The organism is Nocardia sp. NPDC051321 (assembly GCF_044455225.1).
Classification (GTDB): domain Bacteria; phylum Actinomycetota; class Actinomycetes; order Mycobacteriales; family Mycobacteriaceae; genus Nocardia.
In genome coordinates this window covers 90,045-108,005 of the sequence record NZ_JBITEM010000021.1, presented here as the reverse complement: position 1 = coordinate 108,005, position 17,961 = coordinate 90,045, and the positions used below count along the sequence as shown (strand labels likewise).

Sequence of the window (17,961 nt, the reverse complement as noted above, 5' to 3'; positions counted from 1 at the left end):
GGCGGAGCCGACCGGGGGTGGGTAGGCACGGACTGGAACGGTTCCGGCGCCGCGGTCACTTGTGCTGAACGTTGCCGGCGGGCTGGGACTGCTGCCCGTTCGGCTGCTGCGGCACCGGCTGCGGGACGCCCTGCTGCTGCGGCTGCTGCGCGGGCTGCGGCACATTCTGCTGCGGCGCACCGGAATTGACCGGAGCCGCGCCCGGCGCGACGGCCTGCGGAGCGACCTGGGGCATGCCGATGGTCTGCAGCACCCGCTTGATCACTTCCTCGGGGCTGATCTCGTCGGCCAGCGCGTCGTAGGACAGCACGAGGCGGTGCCGGAGCACGTCCGGGATCACCTCGACCACGTCCTGCGGCACCACGTAGTCGCGACCGCGGATCAGCGCGACGGCGCGGGCCGCGGCGATGATGCCGAGGCTGGCGCGTGGCGAGGCGCCGTAGGCGATCCAGCTGGCCACGTCCTGCATGCCGAAGTCGGCGGGCTTGCGGGTCGCCGCGATCACCCGGACCACGTAGTCGACCAGCGCGTGATGCACGAAGACGGTGGCCGCGACCTGCTGCAGGCGGACCACATCTTCCGGGGTCAGGATGCGCGTCGCCTCCGGCGGGGTGACACCCATCCGGTAGATGATCTCGCGCTCCTCCTCGACCGAGGGGTAGTCGACGACGACCTTGAACAGAAAGCGGTCGCGCTGCGCTTCGGGCAGCGGGTACACGCCCTCGCTCTCGATCGGGTTCTGCGTCGCCATCACCAGGAAGGGATTCGGCATCGGGTAGGTCTTGCCGCCGATCGACACGTGCCGCTCGGCCATCACCTCGAGCAGTGCCGACTGCACCTTCGCGGGCGCGCGGTTGATCTCGTCGGCGAGCACGAAGTTCGCGACGACCGGGCCGAGCTCGGTGTCGAACTCCTCGCGGCCCTGCCGGTAGATACGGGTACCGATGAGGTCGGTCGGCACCAGGTCGGGGGTGAACTGCACCCGGGAGAACGAGCCGCCGATCACCTTGGCGAAGGTCTCCACGGCGAGCGTCTTCGCGATGCCCGGCACGCCTTCGAGCAGTACGTGACCACGGGCGAGCACGCCGACGAGCAGCCGCTCGACCAGCCGATCCTGGCCGACGATTACCCGCTTGACCTCGTAGATCGCCTTCTCCAGCGTCTGGACGTCACGCTCCAGGGTGCTAGGCGTGGCAGGCGCGTCTTTCGCCAAATTCGCCCCGCTCACACCGTCTGTCGAAGTCACCAACATCCCCGCTTTCGCTTTGGTCCTGTGCGTGCTGCCACAACTATTCCAGGTAATGGCCGTATGTGCCGCAACCGGACCCGACATGAAGGGAATTCAAAGCTTTCAGGTGTCCGGTTCGGGGCAAGTGCGCGGCTACGTGTTTTGCCCGACGAAGAACCGTCAGCTGACGATCCGCACCGCGTAGGGCATGATGCCACCCTCGCGCACCGACGTCACCCGGACCACCTCGCCGGACTCCGGCGCCTCGATCATTTGGCCGTTGCCCAGGTACAACGCGACATGCTCGCTGGCGTTCGCGCCCCAGAACAGCATGTCGCCGCGGGCGCGCTGATCGACCGGCACGCGAGTGCCCGCGTTGTACTGGTACCCGCTGTAGTGCGGCAGCGAAACCCCGATCCCGGCAAAGGCGTAGATCATCAGGCCGGAGCAGTCGAAGCCGATCTTGCCGTAATCGCCGTAGCTGTCGGCGACGCCGCCGTCGTGGATGCCGTAGGTCGGGCCGTCCTCGTCGCCACCGCCCCAGGCGTAGATGACGCCAAGCTGGGACATGGCGCGGTCGACCACCGTCTCGATCGCCGCGGAGCCACCGATGGACGGCAGGCTCGGACGCGGGGTGCCGCGGCGCGGTGGTGAATTCTCCAGCTGAGTGTGCGGGCGCTTGCCCTCGCCGAGTTGCCCGGCCCGACCCTGCGCGTTCTGGTCGGCGTTGGCGCGGGCCGCGGCGGCCGCGGCGGCGGCGCGCACCGCGGCCTCCTCGGCCTTGCGCTGCTGTTCCCAGTTCAGATAGACGTCGCGTTGCCCTTGCAGGCCCGCTACGTTCTGCCTGGCGAAGTCCAAGCGGCCCTGCGCATCCTGGCGCTGGCGTTGCAGGTTGTCGCGCTGCACGGTTTGTGCGTCCAGGGCGGCCTTGGCGGCGGTGACCGCGTGCTCGGCGTCGACCTTGGCCTGCTCGGCGGCCGCGGCGGCCGCGTCGGCGTCCGACTTCGCTTGGCGTGCACTGGAATTCTTGTTGCCCTGGTCGATCTGGGCGCGGCGTAGGCTGTCCAGGACCTGCTGCTGGTTCTTCGAGACCAAGGCTAGGAGTTGGGCCTGGTCGAGGGCGGCGGCCGGGGTGGCCGCGGCTAGGTAGACGACCATCGACTCTGCGGCGGGGCGGGTGTAGGCCTGGGCCGCGAACTGGTCGAAATTGCGTCGCGCGGCGCCGACTTTTGTTCCGGCGTCGGCCAATTCGCGCTGGGTGTCCTGCACAAGGGCGGCGGCCGCGTCGGCGGCGGCACGCGCGTTCTGCAGATCGACCAGGGCCTTGTTCACTTCCTCGCGCTTGCGCGCGACCTCGCTGTCGAGCTGCTGCAACTGCTGCTCGACCGCCGCGACCTGATTGATCAGGCCGCCGACCTCGGTCACGCTCGCGTCGACTTGCGCTCCGGCATCGGCGATCTGGCCGTCACTGGGATTCGGCGGGGCGGGCGGCACCGCGACGGCAGGCCCGGCCAGCACCACGACGACGGTCACCAGCAACCCCAGAGCGACTCCCAGCGGACGTCGATAAGCGGCCTCGCCGTTGTTGCGCATCGCACCTCCCAAGGACCCGACTCCAGCAACGCACCATGAGCACCAACCGCACCTACCCGCTCAATGGTCGGCAGATAACCCTTGACAACACTTCTTCCCCATCGGTAACTACACGACCGTACGACACTCGAGTCACCAAAGGAACTCCAGCCACAGAATGACAGGCGTGTAATTTCGCCGTTGCCTGGAATTAGCCGTATGTGACAAAGGTTTCCGAGCGGTAGAACATACCGGTCGTCAGGGAAAGTAGCTGGTTAGCAACCAGCTATGCGGTGGAGGCCCGATCACCCTCGGAATCTGAAACACTCACCGGCGTGGCGGGTTCGGCACGCCGACGCGACTTCACAAAGTAGAGCCCGATCACTACCGCTGCGGTGCCAGCGAGCAACACACTGGCGATCGCATTCCAGGACACCGTCTCCGGCTGCTCCAGCTTGTCCACGAAATGCTGTGCCGCCTCGGCGGAGTGCCCGCCGTTGAACTTCGCCTTGTCCTCGGCCCACTCGAGGCGGACCCGGGAGATGCTGTCGCTGTACGTTCCCGCCCATTCGTCACTCAGCACCAGGACGGTGCCCTGCTGGCTGTGACCGATCTCGGTGGCCAGGTCACGCAGGCTTTCGTGGCCGGGAGCGCCGGGCACGACCACGATGTCGAGCGGGATGCCATGCGCTCTCGCGTCGGCGGCGACGGCCGCCAACTCCGTCTGATCCTTGCCATCCACCGTGGCGACATGGTTGTCGGCCAAATCGGCGTTGATGGTGGTGACGGTGTCCTCGGTGAAGTTCGGCGGCAGTTCGGCGGCCATGGGTGTGAAAACCGAGGTGTGCGAGACGGTCATCTTCCATCCGGTCTGTCGAGCCGCATCGGCATCCGAAGCGACGTGCATCCAACACTGCGGGGTGAGCACCACGCCACCCGGCTGGCTCCGAAAGCACAGTACGCGACGGAGAGTCGGTGTACGCGCAGACGGCACCCGACGCGCCCCCGCGCGGCCGGGCACGAGCGGCGGCGCACACTTACGGGGCGGGCCCCGCGCCCTTCACAGGACAAGCGTACTGTTAAGGTCGTAGCGCGCGGAACCGGCGCCCTCCGGTCCCGGAACACCTGCAAAGACCACCGTAGCGACTGCTTGCAGGTCGCTCGAACAACCCGCCGCCGGCGCAGCCCCGCCGACGGCCAACCCTCACAGACGAGTGGAGCTGACGTGACGACAAGTATCGATACTTTCGGCGCCAAGGGCACCCTCGAGGTCGGAAGCAACTCCTACGAGATCTTCCGCCTCTCCGCCGTGCCCGGCACCAAGAAACTCCCCTACGCACTCAAGGTCCTCGCGGAGAACCTGCTTCGCACCGAGGACGGCGCGAACATCACCGCCGATCACATTCGCGCCATCGCCGAATGGGATGCCTCGGCCGAGCCGAGCATCGAGATCCAGTTCACCCCGGCCCGCGTGATCATGCAGGACTTCACCGGCGTGCCCTGCATCGTCGACCTCGCCACCATGCGTGAGGCCGTCAAGACCCTCGGCGGCGACCCGGACAAGGTCAACCCGCTGGCACCCGCCGAGATGGTCATCGACCACTCGGTGATCATCGACGTGTTCGGCCGCGCCGACGCGCTCGAGCGCAACGTCGACATCGAGTACTCCCGCAACCGGGAGCGCTACCAGTTCCTGCGCTGGGGCCAGGGCGCGTTCGACGACTTCAAGGTCGTCCCCCCCGGCACCGGCATCGTGCACCAGGTCAACATCGAGCACCTGGCCCGCACGGTCATGGTCCGCAACGGCCAGGCCTACCCGGACACCTGTGTCGGCACCGACTCGCACACCACGATGGTGAACGGCCTCGGCGTATTGGGTTGGGGCGTCGGCGGTATCGAGGCCGAGGCGGCCATGCTCGGCCAGCCCGTCTCGATGCTGATCCCGCGCGTCGTCGGCTTCAAGCTGACCGGTGAGATCAAGCCCGGCGTCACCGCCACCGATGTGGTGCTCACCGTCACCGACATGCTGCGCAAGCACGGCGTCGTCGGCAAGTTCGTCGAGTTCTACGGCAAGGGCGTCGCCGAGGTGCCCCTCGCGAACCGCGCGACCCTTGGCAACATGAGCCCCGAATTCGGTTCCACCGCAGCGATCTTCCCGATCGACGAGGTGACCATCGACTACCTGCGCCTGACCGGTCGTAGCGACGAGCAGCTCGCGCTGGTCGAGGCGTACGCCAAGGAACAGGGCATGTGGCACGACGCCGAGCACGAGCCGGTGTACTCGGAGTACATGGAGCTCGACCTCGGCGATGTGGTGCCGTCCATCGCGGGCCCGAAGCGGCCGCAGGACCGAATCCTGTTGTCGGACTCCAAGACCGCGTTCCGCAAGGACATCCACAACTACACCAACGACGCGGAGAGCGGCCCCGCCGCCGCCACCCCGCACACCCACCTCGACGAGGCCATCGAGGAGTCCTTCCCGGCCAGCGATCCGGCCGTGCTGTCCTTCGCCGACGACGACGCGGTGCTGATCCCGTCCGCCGCGAACGGTGCCGTCGGCCGCCCGAGCAAGCCGGTCAAGGTGTCCTCGGAGGAGTACGGCGACTTCGTGCTCGACCATGGCGCGGTGGTGGTCGCCTCGATCACCTCCTGCACCAATACCTCCAACCCGTCGGTCATGCTCGGCGCCGCGCTGCTCGCGCGCAACGCCGTCGACAAGGGCCTGACCTCCAAGCCGTGGGTGAAGACCTCCATGGCGCCGGGTTCGCAGGTCGTCAACGACTACTACAACAAGGCCGGCCTGTGGCCCTACCTGGAGAAGCTCGGCTTCTTCCTGGTCGGCTACGGCTGCGCCACCTGCATCGGCAACACCGGCCCGCTGCCGGAGGCCGTGTCCAAGGCGATCAACGACAACGACCTCTCGGTCACCGCGGTGCTCTCCGGCAACCGCAACTTCGAAGGCCGCATCTCCCCCGACGTGAAGATGAACTACCTGGCCTCGCCGCCGCTGGTCATCGCATACGCGCTCGCCGGAACGATGGACTTCGACTTCGAGCACGACGCGCTCGGCCAGGACGCGGACGGCAACGACGTCTTCCTGAAGGACATCTGGCCCTCCTCGAAGGAGATCGAGGAGACCATCGGCACCGCGATCAGCCAGGACATGTTCATCAAGTCCTACGCCGACGTGTTCAAGGGTGACGAGCGCTGGCGCGGCCTGGAGACCCCCGAGGGCAAGATCTTCGACTGGGACGCCGACTCCACCTACGTGCGCAAGCCCCCGTACTTCGACGGCATGCCGCCGGAGCCGGAGCCGGTCAGCGACATCTCCGGCGCCAGGGTGCTCGCCCTGCTCGGCGATTCGGTCACCACCGACCACATCTCCCCCGCGGGCAACATCAAGGCGGGCACGCCGGCCGCGCAGTACCTCGAGGGCCACGGCGTCGAGCGCAAGGACTACAACTCCTACGGCTCGCGTCGCGGTAACCACGAGGTGATGATCCGCGGCACCTTCGCCAACATCCGGCTGCGCAACCAGCTGCTCGACGACGTCTCGGGCGGTTACACCCGCGACTTCACCCAGGACGGCGGCCCGCAGGCCTTCATCTACGACGCCGCGCAGAACTACCAGGCCGCGGGTATCCCGCTGGTCGTGCTCGGCGGCAAGGAGTACGGCTCGGGTTCCTCGCGTGACTGGGCGGCCAAGGGCACCTCGCTGCTCGGCGTGAAGGCCGTCATCACCGAGTCCTTCGAGCGCATCCACCGCTCGAATCTCATTGGCATGGGCGTCATTCCGCTGCAGTTCCCGGCCGGCGAGTCGGCCGCGTCGCTGAAGTTGGACGGCACCGAGACCTTCGACATCGAGGGCATCACCAAGCTGAACGAGGGCACGACGCCGAAGACCTTGAAGGTCACCGCCACCAAGGAGAACGGTGACAAGATCACCTTCGACGCCGTGGTCCGGATCGACACCCCCGGTGAGGCCGATTACTACCGCAACGGCGGCATCCTGCAGTACGTGCTGCGCAACATGATTCGCGGCTGATTACCCACACGCCGTTAGTCGAGGGTCCGCGCACCGCGTTTTCGCGGTGCGCGGACTTCTCACACCTCCTGGAGGAGCACGCCCGCCATGCCCAAAGTCAGTGATGATCACCTCGCCGCCCGGCGCAGCCAGATTCTCGACGGGGCGCGGCGCTGCTTTGCCGAATACGGGTACGAGGGCGCGACGGTGCGACGCCTCGAGGAGGAGATCGGGCTGTCCCGCGGCGCCATCTTTCATCACTTCCGGGACAAGGACGCGCTGTTCCTCGCGCTCGCGCAGGAGGACGCCGAACGGATGGCCGATGTCGCGGCCAATCAGGGCATCGTCGGGGTGATGCGGGACATGCTCGCCCATCCCGAGCAATTCAATTGGCTTGGCACACGTTTGGAGATCGCGCGGCGGTTGCGCACCGATCCTGAGTTCCGCGCGGGGTGGACTCAGCGGTCGGCGGAACTGACCGCCGCGACATTGGCTCGGTTGGAGCGGCGCAAGGCCGCGGGGGCGTTGCGTGATGACGTGCCCACCGATGTGCTGCTCGGTTATCTCGATCTGGTGCTCGACGGGTTGATCGCTCGGATCGCCTCCGGGCATACGAACGAAAACCTCACCGCGGTACTGGATCTCGTCGAAGCGTCGGTGCGTCGGCGGGACTGAGGTCGCTTCAGAAGGTCGCGTTGATGTAGTCGGCCGCGTCGGTCGTCCACAGACGGCCGGTGCCCGGCATGTTGTGCCCGGAGTACAGCACGTGCTGACCGTCCGGCCACGGGGTGAGGTAGCCGACGATCCCGCGGACGGCCGCGGCATATCGATCGAGGTTCGCGATCGGATCGTGCATCAACCATTCGAGCAGCTCGGCGAATATCAGCGGACCGAGGTTGCCGATGCGGGCCCCCTCCAGGAAAGAGAACGGTGAGATGCCGACGTCGATGAACCGGAGCGGCGAATCGGCGGGTGCGGCGGTGATGATATCGCCCGGATTGGCGTACTCACGGACGGCGACCGCGGCGGGCCAGGCGCCGCGCTGACCGTGCAGGCCATAGGTCGACGGCGGGCAGAGATTCCCGACCGACTCACCCGCCCTGCGCAACGGGTTGGCGATATTCACCGCGAACGCGATCTCCAGCGGTGACCCGTCGGAGTTCTTGTACTTACCTGAGCGCACCCCCTCCAGAATGTGGCTCGCGCAGATCCCGCCGAGTGAATAGCTCAGTAGCCCACAGACATTCGGCGAATCCTGGATCGCCTTGACCCCCGCCGCGGTACCGAGCCGCACGGACGTGTCCAGCGATGAGCCCCAGACATTCGGGTCCGGCCCCACCGACGCGGGCCAATTCGGCTCGAAGAACGAGAACCGTTCGGTATCGAGCAGCTTGGTGACGTCGTGCAGCATTCCCGCGGGCGCCCCATCCGGGTTCCGCGACTCACCGGTGCCGCGCAGGGTGATGATGTCGATCATCGTTGATCTCCTAGCCGACCACGCCGAGGCTTCGGCGCGGAACCCCACGGTAAACCCCGCTGCGCAGGCATTACCCGAGTAACGAACTACTCGATCCGCTCACCGAACCCGCGACTCCGAACGGACCCGCCGCGACCCCATTCGGACTCGCGGCAGACCAGGCTCATTACGTCCACGAGGGATAGCGAGGATTAAGCGGCCGGGCGTTCGCTCTGGCGTGCCATCTTTCGCTGTGCGGTAAGGGCTACTCACAGACGCTGATGGCGGCTGTTACGGCCCGGACTACTCCCCCGATTCCAGACTGTCCAGTAGCACGCGGGCGATGCGGTCGAGTTCGCTGCGGTCGGCCGCGGAAAGCACTGCCAGCATGCGGGTTTCGTTGTCGGCGTGTGCGGTGACGACTCGGTCGATGAGCTTGCGGCCGTCGGCGGTGAGTGCGACGCGCACGGCGCGGCGGTCGGTGGGGTCGGCGATCCGCCGGACCAGCCCGGCCGACTCCAGCCGGTCAAGACGGCCGGTCATGCCCGCGCGCGACAGCATCAGCGTGTCGGCGAGCACGGACGGGTTCAGCTCGTACGGTTCGCCCGAACGACGCAGCGCCGCAAGCACATCGAACTCGCCGCGCTGCAATCCGTGTGCGGTGAAGACCTCCTCCACCGTCCGCTGGCCGACGATGAGCAGGCGGGCGAGGCGGCCGAGAATCGACATGGCCTCCAGTTCGAGGTCGGGTCGTTCGCGCCGCCACTGCCCGATGATCACGTCGACGGGATCGTCCCCCGCGCCGCCGACCGACGGCCGAGCGGACGACGGGGTCGTTGGGTCACCCATGTGCTTGCGAAATCAGTCGCGTCTCAGCCATGGACAGGATTCTATTCGTCGATATATAGTTCGGTAGCGAATTATCAATCACCGAACTACTTGGAGAGCATCATGAGCACCACCCCTCGCATGGACGCCGCGATCCGTCAGCCGCGGGACGCCGAGACATTGGGCACCGACGCGGTCACCATGCGGCTGCTCCTCGATGCCGAGGCCACCGACGGTGCGCTGAGCACGCTCGAGGTCACCATGCGGCCGGGGGCGGACGGCGCGGCGCCGCACTATCACACCAGCTCGGACGAGCTGTTCTACGTCGCCGACGGCGAACTGCAACTGCTGGCCGGCGACAAGATCGTCACCGTCGGCACCGGCGGCTCGATCGTGGTGCCGAAATTCATGCCGCACGCCTTCGGCGCCACGCCCGACAGCTCCGCGCGAATCATGATCGCGCTCATGCCCGGGGTGCAGCGCTTCGAATACTTCCGGCTGCTCGACCGCATCGCCAAGGGCGAATCGCCGCTGGCCGACCTCGCGGCCGCGCAGGAGGAGTTCGACAACCACTTCGTCGACGCGCCGAACTGGTGGGCCGAGCGCAACGCCAATCGCCGCTGAGACAGGTGCACAATTCGACTGTGACCAACCCGTCGTTGCAGGTCGGAACAACTCCGGCCGCGAAGGAGGTTCGCAGGAGATGACCTTTTCCGTTCCGATCGTCGTTCGCGGTTACGAGCTCGACACGCAAGGACACCTGAACCAGGCGGTCTATCTGCAATACGCCGAACACGCCCGATGGGAACTGCTCCGTGCGGCAGGCGCGCCGCAGGACAAACTCGTCGCAGGCGGCATCGGTCCGGTCGTGCTCGAAAACACCATCAAGTACCTGCGGGAGCTGCGCGGCGGCGACGAGGTCACCGTTTCGGTCGACTTCGAATGGTCGACCGGTAAAACCTTTCGATTCCGGCACGAGATCCGCAAACTCGACGGCACCGTCGCCGCCGAGATATCAACGACCGGCGGCCTGCTCGATCTCACCGCCCGCAAGCTCGTCGCCGCGCCGGGCGAACGCCTCGCGGCGCTGGCCGAGCGCCCGGACCTGCTCGGTCTGTGAAGCGGTAAGTACGGATGCACAGCCGTCAACCCACGGCAACGCATTCCTCAAATTTTCCGTTCGGAAATAGCTAAACGGTTGCACAGGAACTATTTCTGGTGTACCGAAAAACTTTCGGCGCTAGCGCATCCTGCGTCGAAATCCGGTTTGCCACCGGCCGTGAAATCTCCCGATCCGATCCGATCCGCCCTCGCTGCGCGATATGATCCAGTTCACGCTCGGGGGTCGTGGCAAATCGCGAGCAGATCGGAGAAACAAGTTATGACCGACGCACTCCGCCTTCCTGGCACCGCGCCGAAGAGTGACCGCGTTCCGCCGCTGCAGGGTTTGCTGGTAGCGGAGTCGGAACGCGATATCACCGTGCGGGTCGCCGAGGGAACGTGGACGTTCTGTCGGTCCGACGTGTTGCGCGTGCTCGATTCGCCACTGCCGGACGGGGTCTCGCGGGTGCCCGATGGCATCGCCACGATGCCCGACGGAGTCACCACCCGGTCCGACGCGCCGGAACACGGCGGTCGCCCGGTGCTGGTCGATATCCGCGCGGGTGCCACCGCCGACTTCACCCGCCGCCTGCGCATCGACCTTGTCGACCGGCCGATGACGCTCACCGAGGCACCGTCCGCGGCGCTCGGCGACGAGCAGTTGCAGCAGCTCACCGAAACCTGGGCCGACCGCCTGCAACTCGCCGACCTCACCGGCGCGCACGGCGCGACCTTTACCTACTGCCAGACCAAGTCGCACGCGACCAGCGACGACGGCATCAACTGCGACAGTCTCGACTGAGCGGTGCACGCATGACGGCACGCCGGGCGAGCTCGGTCCTCATAGTGTCGGAATCCGACGATCTACACGCCACCGCGATGGCGGCGACGCTGCGAGAACACCACGCGCTCAATGCAATTCACCTCGACCTGCGCGACTTCCCCCGGGAGTCGGGCAGTTTCCGGCTGGACCGGCTCGGCACCGCGCGCTCGCTCTCGCACCTGATCGGACTCGACGACGTGCGCTCGGTCTGGTGGCGGCGGCCGCATCCCGCCCAGGTGCCCGGTGGCGTGCGCGCCGCCGACGACGACTTCCGCCAGGCCGAATGCGACAGCTTCATCCAGGGCATGCTCTGGTCCATTCCGGCCAACTGGATCAACGACCCCGGCGCCGACCGCACCGCGACCCGCAAGATCGTGCAGTTGGAGACCGCGTTGCGCGCCGGGTTCGCGGTACCGGAGACGCTGATAACCAACGATCCGGACGAGGCCCGCAGTTTCGCCGAATCTCGGCCCGGCCCAGTCGTTTACAAGCGCACCGGGACCAGTCGCGCCGAGTTCGCGGAGACCAGGATCATCACCGAGTCCGACTACGGCAGGCTGGCGGGGATTCGCTCGGCGCCGACCACCTTCCAGGATTACATCGATGCCGAATGCGACCTGCGGGTGGTCTGGGTGGACGGCGTCGAGTGGACGGTGCGCATCGATTCGCAGGCCGGTGTCGGCCGGGTCGATTCCCGGCTGGACACCTCGGTCGACTTCGTGCGTGAGCATCTGCCCGCGTCGGTGAGCAAGTCGCTCGCGACGTTGATGGGCGCGCTCGGATTGTCCTTCGGCGTCTTGGACATTCGGCTCGGCCTCGACGGCGAGTACTACTTCCTCGAGGTCAACCCGCAGGGGCAGTTCGCGTACCTGGAGATCAAGACGGGGCTGCCCATTTTTCGTAGCCTCGCCAATCTCCTCGTCGATGGCGACGGGGCGGTCAGCGGCTACTGACGAGAGTCCGTCAGGCGCACACCCGATCTCGGACACCAGCGCCGCTCGACCCCGAACCGCAGCCGGAAACGGCAGCAGCCGAGGCTCATCCGGCGCGCGCGACCGGATCAGGTTGGGCCGCACGGCAGTCGCCGACCGGCCAGCGAATCCAGCGCGCGTCCCTGGCCGGGCTCTGGACAACGCCCGACCAGCCGAACTCACCGGTGTCGGCGAAAAACATACCGCCGAAACCGGTTTCGAGTTCTCCGGAACGCTACTGGCTCTTGCGACGGTTCGCACCGCCGCGACTGCGGAGTTGCACGTGCGACTCCACCAGTACGTTGTGGATGAAGCCGTAGGAGCGACCGGTTGCTCGCGCCAGCGAGCGGATGCTCGCCCCTGCCTCGTACTGCTTCTTCAACTGGGTCTGTAGGCGGTCCCGGGACTTCCCCGTGACGCGTGTTCCCTTACCCAGGGTGGCTTTGACTTGCGTGGGCCTGTCGCTCATGGCTTCCTCCGAGTCGCCGAGCAGCTCTTTCCAGGCTAAGCACTCGAGGGTCCGTGATCAACGAATTCTTGTGATGAAAGTCACGCGAGCTGAATAAGTTCCAAATATTCGGCGGACCAATGGTCTTCCGTACCGTCCGGTAGCAAGATCACCCGCTCCGGCGACAGCGCCTCCGCGGCACCCGGATCGTGCGTGACCAGCACGACCGCGCCGGCGTAGGTGCGCAGCGCATCGAGCACTTGCTCGCGCGACACCGGGTCGAGGTTGTTGGTCGGTTCGTCGAGCAGCAGCACGTTCGCGGCCGAGGAAACCAGGCCGGCCAGCGCGAGGCGGGTCTTCTCACCGCCGGACAGCGTGCCAGCGGGCTGCTCCAACTGGGGACCGGTGAACATGAACGCGCCGAGCAGGCTGCGCAGGCTCTGCTCCCCCGCGTCCGGCGCGGCGTGCCGGATGTTCTCCCACACGCTGGCCTGATCGTCGAGGGTGTCGTGCTCCTGCGCGAAATACCCGACCTTCAAGCCGTGTCCGGGCACCAGGTTGCCCGCGGTCGGTTGTTCGACCCCGGCGAGCATCCGCAGCAGCGTGGTCTTGCCCGCGCCGTTGAGGCCGAGCACCACGACCCGGCTACCCCGGTCGATCGCGAGGTCGACGCCGGTGAAGATCTCCAGCGAGCCGTAGACCTTGGTCAGGTTCTCCGCCATCAGCGGCGTCTTGCCGCAGGGGGCAGGCTCGGGGAACTTGATCCTGGCGACCTTGTCGGCGACGCGCACGTCATCCAGCTCGGCGATGAGCCGGTCGGCGCGCTTGGCCATGTTCTGTGCCGCAGTGGCTTTGGTGGCCTTGGCACCGAGTTTGGCGGCCTGCACGCGCAACGCGCCCGCCTTCTTCTCGGCATTGGCGCGTTCGCGACGACGGCGCTGTTCGTCGGTGGCGCGGGCGTCGAGGTACTTCTGCCAGCCCATGTTGTAGACGTCGGCCTCGCCGCGCACCGCGTCCAGGAACCACACCTTGTTCACCACGTCGCCGAGCAGTTCCACGTCGTGGCTGATCACGATCAGGCCGCCGTCGTGGTTCTGCAGGAAACCGCGCAGCCAGGTGATCGAGTCGGCGTCGAGGTGGTTGGTCGGCTCGTCGAGCAGCAGGATGGTGTCGGAACGGCCGCCGCTGCCGTCGGAGGCGGCGAACAGGATGCGCGCCAACTCGATTCGGCGACGCTGACCACCGGACAGGGTGCGCAGCGCCTGGGCGAGCACCCGGTCGGGCAGGCCGAGGCTGTTGCAGATGCGCGCCGCGTCACTCTCGGCGACATACCCGCCGAGCGCCGAGAAACGCTCCTCCAGGCGGCCGTACTTGCGGACCGCCTTGTCGCGTTCGGCCTCGTCGGCCACCTCGGCCATCAGCGCCTGCTGCTTCTCCATGTCGCGGATCAGCGTGTCCAGGCCGCGCGCGGAAAGCACCCGGTCGCGGGCGAGGATGTCGAGGTTGCCCTCGCGCGGATCCTGCGGCAGGTAGCCGATATCGCTGGAGCGCAGAATCTTTCCGGCGTACGGCTCGCCCTCGCCCGCCAGGATGCGCAGCGTGGTGGTCTTGCCAGCACCGTTGCGTCCGACCAATCCGATCCGGTCGCCGGACTGCACCCGCAGGGCCGGTCCGGGGGCCGACAGCAGGGTGCGGACGCCGGCCCGGACCTCCAGGTCGGTCGCGGTGATCACAGATTTCTCCTCGCGGATCAGTGGTGCTGGGCGGTAGCTACTCGATTGTGCGACGCGATATGCACAAGAACCACTGATTTTACCTGGGTCCGGCGACCGCTTTTACCCGCGGCGACGCACATGTGACGGCGCTAACTGAACGGCGGGTAGCCTGCCGATGCATGAGCGAGCGCAGCAAACGACGAATCAACACAGCTATCCCGGTGGTGACGGCGAGCGCTAGGGAGGTGGAGTTGTGAGTACCGATCTGCTCGGCAAAAGCGCGTTGGTCTCCGGTGCCAGCCGGGGCATCGGCAAAGCTGTCGCGGCGGAGTTGTTGAGTCGTGGCGCGAACGTGCTGATCACGGCCCGTAAGAAGGATCCGCTGGAAGAGACCGCCGCGGAACTGCGCACGCTCGGTCATCAGGGCGAGGTCGTGGCGTTCGCGGGCAACTCGGGTCATGCCGAGGATCGCGCGGCGGCCATCGATCGGCTGATGGCCGAATTCGGTTCGCTGGACATCTTGATCAACAACACCGGCATCAACCCCGTGTTCGGCTCGCTGATGGACGCCGACCTGGACGCGGTGCGCAAGATCTTCGACGTCAACGTTGTCGCGGCGCTCGGCTACATCCAGCAGGCGTTCAAGGCGTGGATGGGCGAGCACGGTGGCGCGGTGGTCAACGTCGCGAGCGTCGCGGGCATCCGCTCGTCCGGCGTGATCGCCGCGTACGGCGCGTCGAAGGCCGCGCTGATCCGGCTCACCGACGAACTCGCCTGGCAGCTCGGACCGAAGATCCGGGTGAACGCGGTCGCGCCCGGCGTGATCAAGACGAAGTTCGCCGACGCGCTGTACTCCGACGACGAGGAGCGGGCGGCGAGCATCTATCCGATGAAGCGGCTCGGGACGCCCGAGGATGTGGCACGGCTGATCGGGTTCTTGGTCTCCGACGAGGCCGCGTGGATCACCGGCGAGACCGTGCGCGTGGACGGCGGGCTGCTGTCCACCGGCGGTCTCTGACCGTCCGAAACGCCGATGGCCGTTGCGTATTCGGCGGTGGTCGCGCCATGACGACGGATGTCATCGTCTCTGGTCTCGGTCCCGCGGGCCGGGCACTGGCGAGTCGCTGCCTGGCGCGCGGACTATCGGTCACTGTTGTCGATCCACTTCCTGATCGGCGGTGGTCGGCTACCTACGCGGCATGGGCTGACGAACTTCCCGGCTGGCTGGATCCGGCGGCTATCGCGGCCACGGTCGACCAGCCGACGGCGTGGGGAACTCGCGCGCACCGGATTGATCGGCCTTACGTCGTGCTCGATACGGACCGGCTGCGGGAGTCGCTCGATCTGACCGGTGCCGAGGTGGTCGCGGATCGTGCGATGGAGCTGACCGCCGACACGGTCGTACTGGCCTCTGGACGGCTGCTGACGGCTCGACGGGTGTTCGATGCACGTGGCATTGCCCGATCTGCCGCATTTGCCGAGCAGACGGCTCACGGGCTTGTTCTCGACGCGCGGCACTGTGCAGGCGTCGAACCGTCGTTCATGGACTGGCGCACGGACAACGGCGCACCCGCCGACGCAGCACGGTCGTTTCTCTACGCGGTGCCGCTCGGCGGCGGCTCGATGCTGCTGGAGGAGACCTGCCTGGCGGGGCGCCCTGCGCTCGACGGCACCGTGTTGCGCGACCGGCTGCACCACCGATTGCGTTCGCGCGGAATCGAATTCACCGGCGATGAACGAGTCGAGCGGGTCCGCTTCCCGGTCGAGGGCGGCCGGCCCGGACGGCATACCTTCGGCGCCGCAGGCGGTTTCGCGCATCCGGCCACCGGCTACAGCGTGGCGGCCTCGCTGACCGCGGCCGAGGTGGTCGCTGCGGGAGCGGCGGCCTGGCCCGCATCGGCCCGCGCCGTGTATCGGCTCCGCGCCGCGGGACTGCGCGCATTGCTCGGCCTGCCGCCCGCCGATCTCCCGGTCTTCTTCGACGCCTTCTTCGCCATGCCGACCTCCGCGCAGCGCGCCTACCTGTCCGGTCGAACCGACCTGACCGGCACCGTCACCGCGATGCGCACCCTTTTCGGCGCCCTCCCGCCCCAGCTCCGTCGGCGCGTCGCTGCCGCGACACTCGGGATGGGCATTCGCTCGCGTATTCGAATGCCGTCGGCCATGATGGAAGAATGAGTGGGCCTTAACGTCCAGCACTCATCCCGTTCCGAGTCGCCGAAGCGGTGACCCGCGGACGAGGTACCCGCGTCGAGGGGATGCAGCAGTGAGGTCGATCTGGAAGGGCTCGATCGCATTCGGGCTGGTAAACGTCCCGGTCAAGGTCTACACCGCGACCGAGGACCACGACATCCGATTCCATCAGGTGCACGCCAAGGATGGGGGCCGGATCAAATACGACCGTGTCTGCACGGTGTGCGGTAAGTCCGTGCAGTACGCCGATATCGACAAGGCGTACGAGTCACCCGACGGCGACAAGGTCATTCTCACCGACGAGGACTTCGCGAAACTGCCCGCCGCCGAGAAGCACGAGATCCCGGTGCTGCAGTTCGTCCCGTCGGACCAGATCGACCCGATCCTGTTCGACAAGAGCTACTACCTCGAGCCCGATTCCAGCACGCCCAAGGCCTACGTGCTGCTGGCGACGACGCTGGAACGCATCGACCGCACCGCGCTCGTGCACTTCACGCTGCGGCAGAAAACCCGGCTCGCGGCGCTGCGAGTGCGCGACGGGATGCTGGTGCTGCAGACGCTGCTGTGGCCGGACGAGGTGCGCGCGGTCGACTTCGAATCCCTGGACGGGGTCGCCGCGCCGCGCCCGCAGGAAATCAAGATGGCCGAGACGCTGGTCGAGTCCATGTCGGACGATTTCGATCAGGACCAGTACACCGACGAATACCAGATCGAACTCAAGCGGCTGCTGGACGAGGCCATCGCCAGCGGCACCGGCAAGGTACCCGAGCAGCCCGAGTCGGCGCCCGCCGAGATGGACGCGGAGGTGGTCGACCTGGTCGCCGCGCTGCAACGCAGCCTGGAGGCGAGCGGTCGGCGCGCGGCGGGTGGGGGCGAAGACAAGGGCAAGGCCAAACCGGCGAAGAAGGCGGCCGCGAAGAAGACCGCGGCCAAGAAGACCGCCGCGAAACCTGCGAAGAAGGCGGCCAAGAAGACCGCGGCCCGCAAGGGTGCGTAAGAACGGGCGCACACTCCTGGCAAACTGTCGCGTATGGATTCCGCCATTGTGATCGTCCCGATGGGTCTCGGCCACCTGCGCCAGGTCCTCGATCTCGGTCACGAAGTCTTCGACATCACCACCAAGCCGTACACCTCGTGGTCGCTGACCTCGGTCGCCGAGCACCTGGACAGCCCCGACAACGCCTGCTGGGTCGCACTCGATTCCGACCGAGTGGTCGGTTTCGTGCTCGGGTCGATGGAATTCGAGAACCGCGACGACTGGGCCTACCTCGAGTGGATCGCCGTCGCGCCGGACATGCAGGGGCACGGCATCGCCCGTCGTCTGGTGGACGTCTGCTCGGAAGCCTTGTTCGCCCGAGGCGCGCGGCGCATCGTCACCGATGTCGAAGACCGCAACGCCGCCTCCACGGCTCTCATGACGCGCAGCGGCTTCCTCCCGGCCGCCACGGTCACCCTGTTCGTCCGGCCGAATCCCAATGAACCCGAACCGGATTCGCACCTCGACGCCGCCGCCATCGCACCCGGCTCCAAGCGCGCACTGATCCGCCGCGGGCGTCTGGCCGGGGACAATCACCGCGCCGCCCGCTAGTTCATGCCGTTCGG

At 67.0% G+C, this 17,961-nt stretch carries 18 protein-coding genes; 10 read left to right on the top strand and 8 right to left on the bottom strand.

Annotated features, from left to right (window positions below):
* Positions 1-55: 55 nt before the first annotated feature.
* From ACIA8C_RS38815 to ACIA8C_RS38805, 3 genes are all read right to left on the bottom strand, one after another.
* Positions 56-1,252, bottom strand: a complete 1,197-nt coding sequence (locus ACIA8C_RS38815) for an AAA family ATPase (protein ID WP_397143700.1) — start codon at positions 1,250-1,252, stop codon at positions 56-58.
* A 156-nt stretch (positions 1,253-1,408) separates the two neighbouring features.
* Positions 1,409-2,821, bottom strand: coding sequence for an NlpC/P60 family protein (locus ACIA8C_RS38810; protein ID WP_397143698.1), 1,413 nt, complete (start codon positions 2,819-2,821; stop codon positions 1,409-1,411).
* Between the two features lie 265 nt (positions 2,822-3,086).
* On the bottom strand, positions 3,087-3,659 hold the full coding sequence (locus ACIA8C_RS38805) for a DUF6676 family protein (RefSeq protein ID WP_397143696.1): 573 nt from the start codon (positions 3,657-3,659) through the stop codon (positions 3,087-3,089).
* 366 nt (positions 3,660-4,025) lie between these two features.
* Here ACIA8C_RS38805 and ACIA8C_RS38800 point away from each other — a divergent pair, with 366 nt between their 5' ends.
* Both ACIA8C_RS38800 and ACIA8C_RS38795 read left to right on the top strand, forming a co-directional pair.
* Positions 4,026-6,845: an aconitate hydratase gene (locus ACIA8C_RS38800; RefSeq protein ID WP_397143694.1), complete on the top strand. Its 2,820-nt coding sequence runs from the start codon at positions 4,026-4,028 to the stop codon at positions 6,843-6,845.
* Positions 6,846-6,932: 87 nt separating this feature from the next.
* Positions 6,933-7,499: a TetR/AcrR family transcriptional regulator gene (locus tag ACIA8C_RS38795; RefSeq protein WP_147132001.1), complete on the top strand. Its 567-nt coding sequence runs from the start codon at positions 6,933-6,935 to the stop codon at positions 7,497-7,499.
* A 7-nt stretch (positions 7,500-7,506) separates the two neighbouring features.
* Here ACIA8C_RS38795 and ACIA8C_RS38790 read toward each other — a convergent pair whose 3' ends face one another.
* Both ACIA8C_RS38790 and ACIA8C_RS38785 read right to left on the bottom strand, forming a co-directional pair.
* Positions 7,507-8,301: a hypothetical protein gene (locus tag ACIA8C_RS38790; RefSeq protein WP_397143692.1), complete on the bottom strand. Its 795-nt coding sequence runs from the start codon at positions 8,299-8,301 to the stop codon at positions 7,507-7,509.
* Between the two features lie 282 nt (positions 8,302-8,583).
* Entirely contained in the window at positions 8,584-9,129 is a 546-nt protein-coding gene (locus ACIA8C_RS38785) for a MarR family winged helix-turn-helix transcriptional regulator (RefSeq protein WP_397143690.1), read from the bottom strand.
* Between the two features lie 102 nt (positions 9,130-9,231).
* On the opposite strand from ACIA8C_RS38785, the gene ACIA8C_RS38780 reads away from it, so the two are divergent.
* The 4 genes from ACIA8C_RS38780 to ACIA8C_RS38765 all read left to right on the top strand — a co-directional run bounded on the left by ACIA8C_RS38780 (position 9,232) and on the right by ACIA8C_RS38765 (position 11,985).
* Positions 9,232-9,732 (top strand): cupin domain-containing protein, encoded by a 501-nt coding sequence (locus ACIA8C_RS38780; RefSeq protein ID WP_397143688.1) that lies wholly within the window; start codon positions 9,232-9,234, stop codon positions 9,730-9,732.
* Between the two features lie 79 nt (positions 9,733-9,811).
* A complete protein-coding gene (locus tag ACIA8C_RS38775) occupies positions 9,812-10,228 on the top strand; it encodes an acyl-CoA thioesterase (RefSeq protein ID WP_397143686.1) in 417 nt (138 codons plus the stop codon).
* A gap of 261 nt (positions 10,229-10,489) precedes the next feature.
* A complete protein-coding gene (locus ACIA8C_RS38770; protein WP_397143684.1) occupies positions 10,490-11,011 on the top strand; it encodes a hypothetical protein in 522 nt (173 codons plus the stop codon).
* Between the two features lie 11 nt (positions 11,012-11,022).
* Complete coding sequence (locus tag ACIA8C_RS38765) at positions 11,023-11,985, top strand: hypothetical protein (protein ID WP_397143682.1); 963 nt, start codon at positions 11,023-11,025, stop codon at positions 11,983-11,985.
* Between the two features lie 85 nt (positions 11,986-12,070).
* Here ACIA8C_RS38765 and ACIA8C_RS38760 read toward each other — a convergent pair whose 3' ends face one another.
* The 3 genes from ACIA8C_RS38760 to ACIA8C_RS38750 all read right to left on the bottom strand — a co-directional run bounded on the left by ACIA8C_RS38760 (position 12,071) and on the right by ACIA8C_RS38750 (position 14,184).
* A complete protein-coding gene (locus tag ACIA8C_RS38760) occupies positions 12,071-12,205 on the bottom strand; it encodes a hypothetical protein (RefSeq protein WP_397143680.1) in 135 nt (44 codons plus the stop codon).
* A 33-nt stretch (positions 12,206-12,238) separates the two neighbouring features.
* Entirely contained in the window at positions 12,239-12,472 is a 234-nt protein-coding gene (locus ACIA8C_RS38755; RefSeq protein ID WP_040736162.1) for a helix-turn-helix domain-containing protein, read from the bottom strand.
* Positions 12,473-12,552: 80 nt separating this feature from the next.
* Positions 12,553-14,184, bottom strand: a complete 1,632-nt coding sequence (locus ACIA8C_RS38750; protein ID WP_397143678.1) for an ABC-F family ATP-binding cassette domain-containing protein — start codon at positions 14,182-14,184, stop codon at positions 12,553-12,555.
* Between the two features lie 235 nt (positions 14,185-14,419).
* Between ACIA8C_RS38750 and ACIA8C_RS38745 the strand changes: the two genes are divergently transcribed.
* The 4 genes from ACIA8C_RS38745 to ACIA8C_RS38730 all read left to right on the top strand — a co-directional run bounded on the left by ACIA8C_RS38745 (position 14,420) and on the right by ACIA8C_RS38730 (position 17,947).
* Complete coding sequence (locus ACIA8C_RS38745; RefSeq protein ID WP_397143676.1) at positions 14,420-15,184, top strand: SDR family oxidoreductase; 765 nt, start codon at positions 14,420-14,422, stop codon at positions 15,182-15,184.
* Between the two features lie 47 nt (positions 15,185-15,231).
* Positions 15,232-16,344 carry a lycopene cyclase family protein gene (locus ACIA8C_RS38740; RefSeq protein ID WP_397143674.1) on the top strand — a complete coding sequence of 371 codons (1,113 nt, stop codon included), beginning with the start codon at positions 15,232-15,234 and terminating at the stop codon, positions 16,342-16,344.
* 88 nt (positions 16,345-16,432) lie between these two features.
* Positions 16,433-17,356: a Ku protein gene (locus ACIA8C_RS38735; RefSeq protein ID WP_397143672.1), complete on the top strand. Its 924-nt coding sequence runs from the start codon at positions 16,433-16,435 to the stop codon at positions 17,354-17,356.
* 33 nt (positions 17,357-17,389) lie between these two features.
* A complete protein-coding gene (locus tag ACIA8C_RS38730; protein ID WP_397143670.1) occupies positions 17,390-17,947 on the top strand; it encodes a GNAT family N-acetyltransferase in 558 nt (185 codons plus the stop codon).
* Positions 17,948-17,961 lie beyond the last annotated feature (14 nt).

Bases quoted from the DNA above. Each gene is read 5' to 3' on its own strand.
- ACIA8C_RS38795 (WP_147132001.1), top strand. From the start codon at position 6,933: ATGCCCAAAGTCAGTGATGATCACCTCGCCGCCCGGCGCAGCCAGATT.
- ACIA8C_RS38810 (WP_397143698.1), bottom strand. From the start codon at position 2,821: ATGCGCAACAACGGCGAGGCCGCTTATCGACGTCCGCTGGGAGTCGCT.
- ACIA8C_RS38765 (WP_397143682.1), top strand. From the start codon at position 11,023: ATGACGGCACGCCGGGCGAGCTCGGTCCTCATAGTGTCGGAATCCGAC.
- ACIA8C_RS38775 (WP_397143686.1), top strand. From the start codon at position 9,812: ATGACCTTTTCCGTTCCGATCGTCGTTCGCGGTTACGAGCTCGACACG.
- ACIA8C_RS38755 (WP_040736162.1), bottom strand. From the start codon at position 12,472: ATGAGCGACAGGCCCACGCAAGTCAAAGCCACCCTGGGTAAGGGAACA.
- ACIA8C_RS38815 (WP_397143700.1), bottom strand. From the start codon at position 1,252: ATGTTGGTGACTTCGACAGACGGTGTGAGCGGGGCGAATTTGGCGAAA.
- ACIA8C_RS38780 (WP_397143688.1), top strand. From the start codon at position 9,232: ATGAGCACCACCCCTCGCATGGACGCCGCGATCCGTCAGCCGCGGGAC.
- ACIA8C_RS38760 (WP_397143680.1), bottom strand. From the start codon at position 12,205: ATGTTTTTCGCCGACACCGGTGAGTTCGGCTGGTCGGGCGTTGTCCAG.
- ACIA8C_RS38785 (WP_397143690.1), bottom strand. From the start codon at position 9,129: ATGGGTGACCCAACGACCCCGTCGTCCGCTCGGCCGTCGGTCGGCGGC.
- ACIA8C_RS38740 (WP_397143674.1), top strand. From the start codon at position 15,232: ATGACGACGGATGTCATCGTCTCTGGTCTCGGTCCCGCGGGCCGGGCA.
- ACIA8C_RS38770 (WP_397143684.1), top strand. From the start codon at position 10,490: ATGACCGACGCACTCCGCCTTCCTGGCACCGCGCCGAAGAGTGACCGC.
- ACIA8C_RS38730 (WP_397143670.1), top strand. From the start codon at position 17,390: ATGGATTCCGCCATTGTGATCGTCCCGATGGGTCTCGGCCACCTGCGC.
- ACIA8C_RS38790 (WP_397143692.1), bottom strand. From the start codon at position 8,301: ATGATCGACATCATCACCCTGCGCGGCACCGGTGAGTCGCGGAACCCG.
- ACIA8C_RS38805 (WP_397143696.1), bottom strand. From the start codon at position 3,659: ATGACCGTCTCGCACACCTCGGTTTTCACACCCATGGCCGCCGAACTG.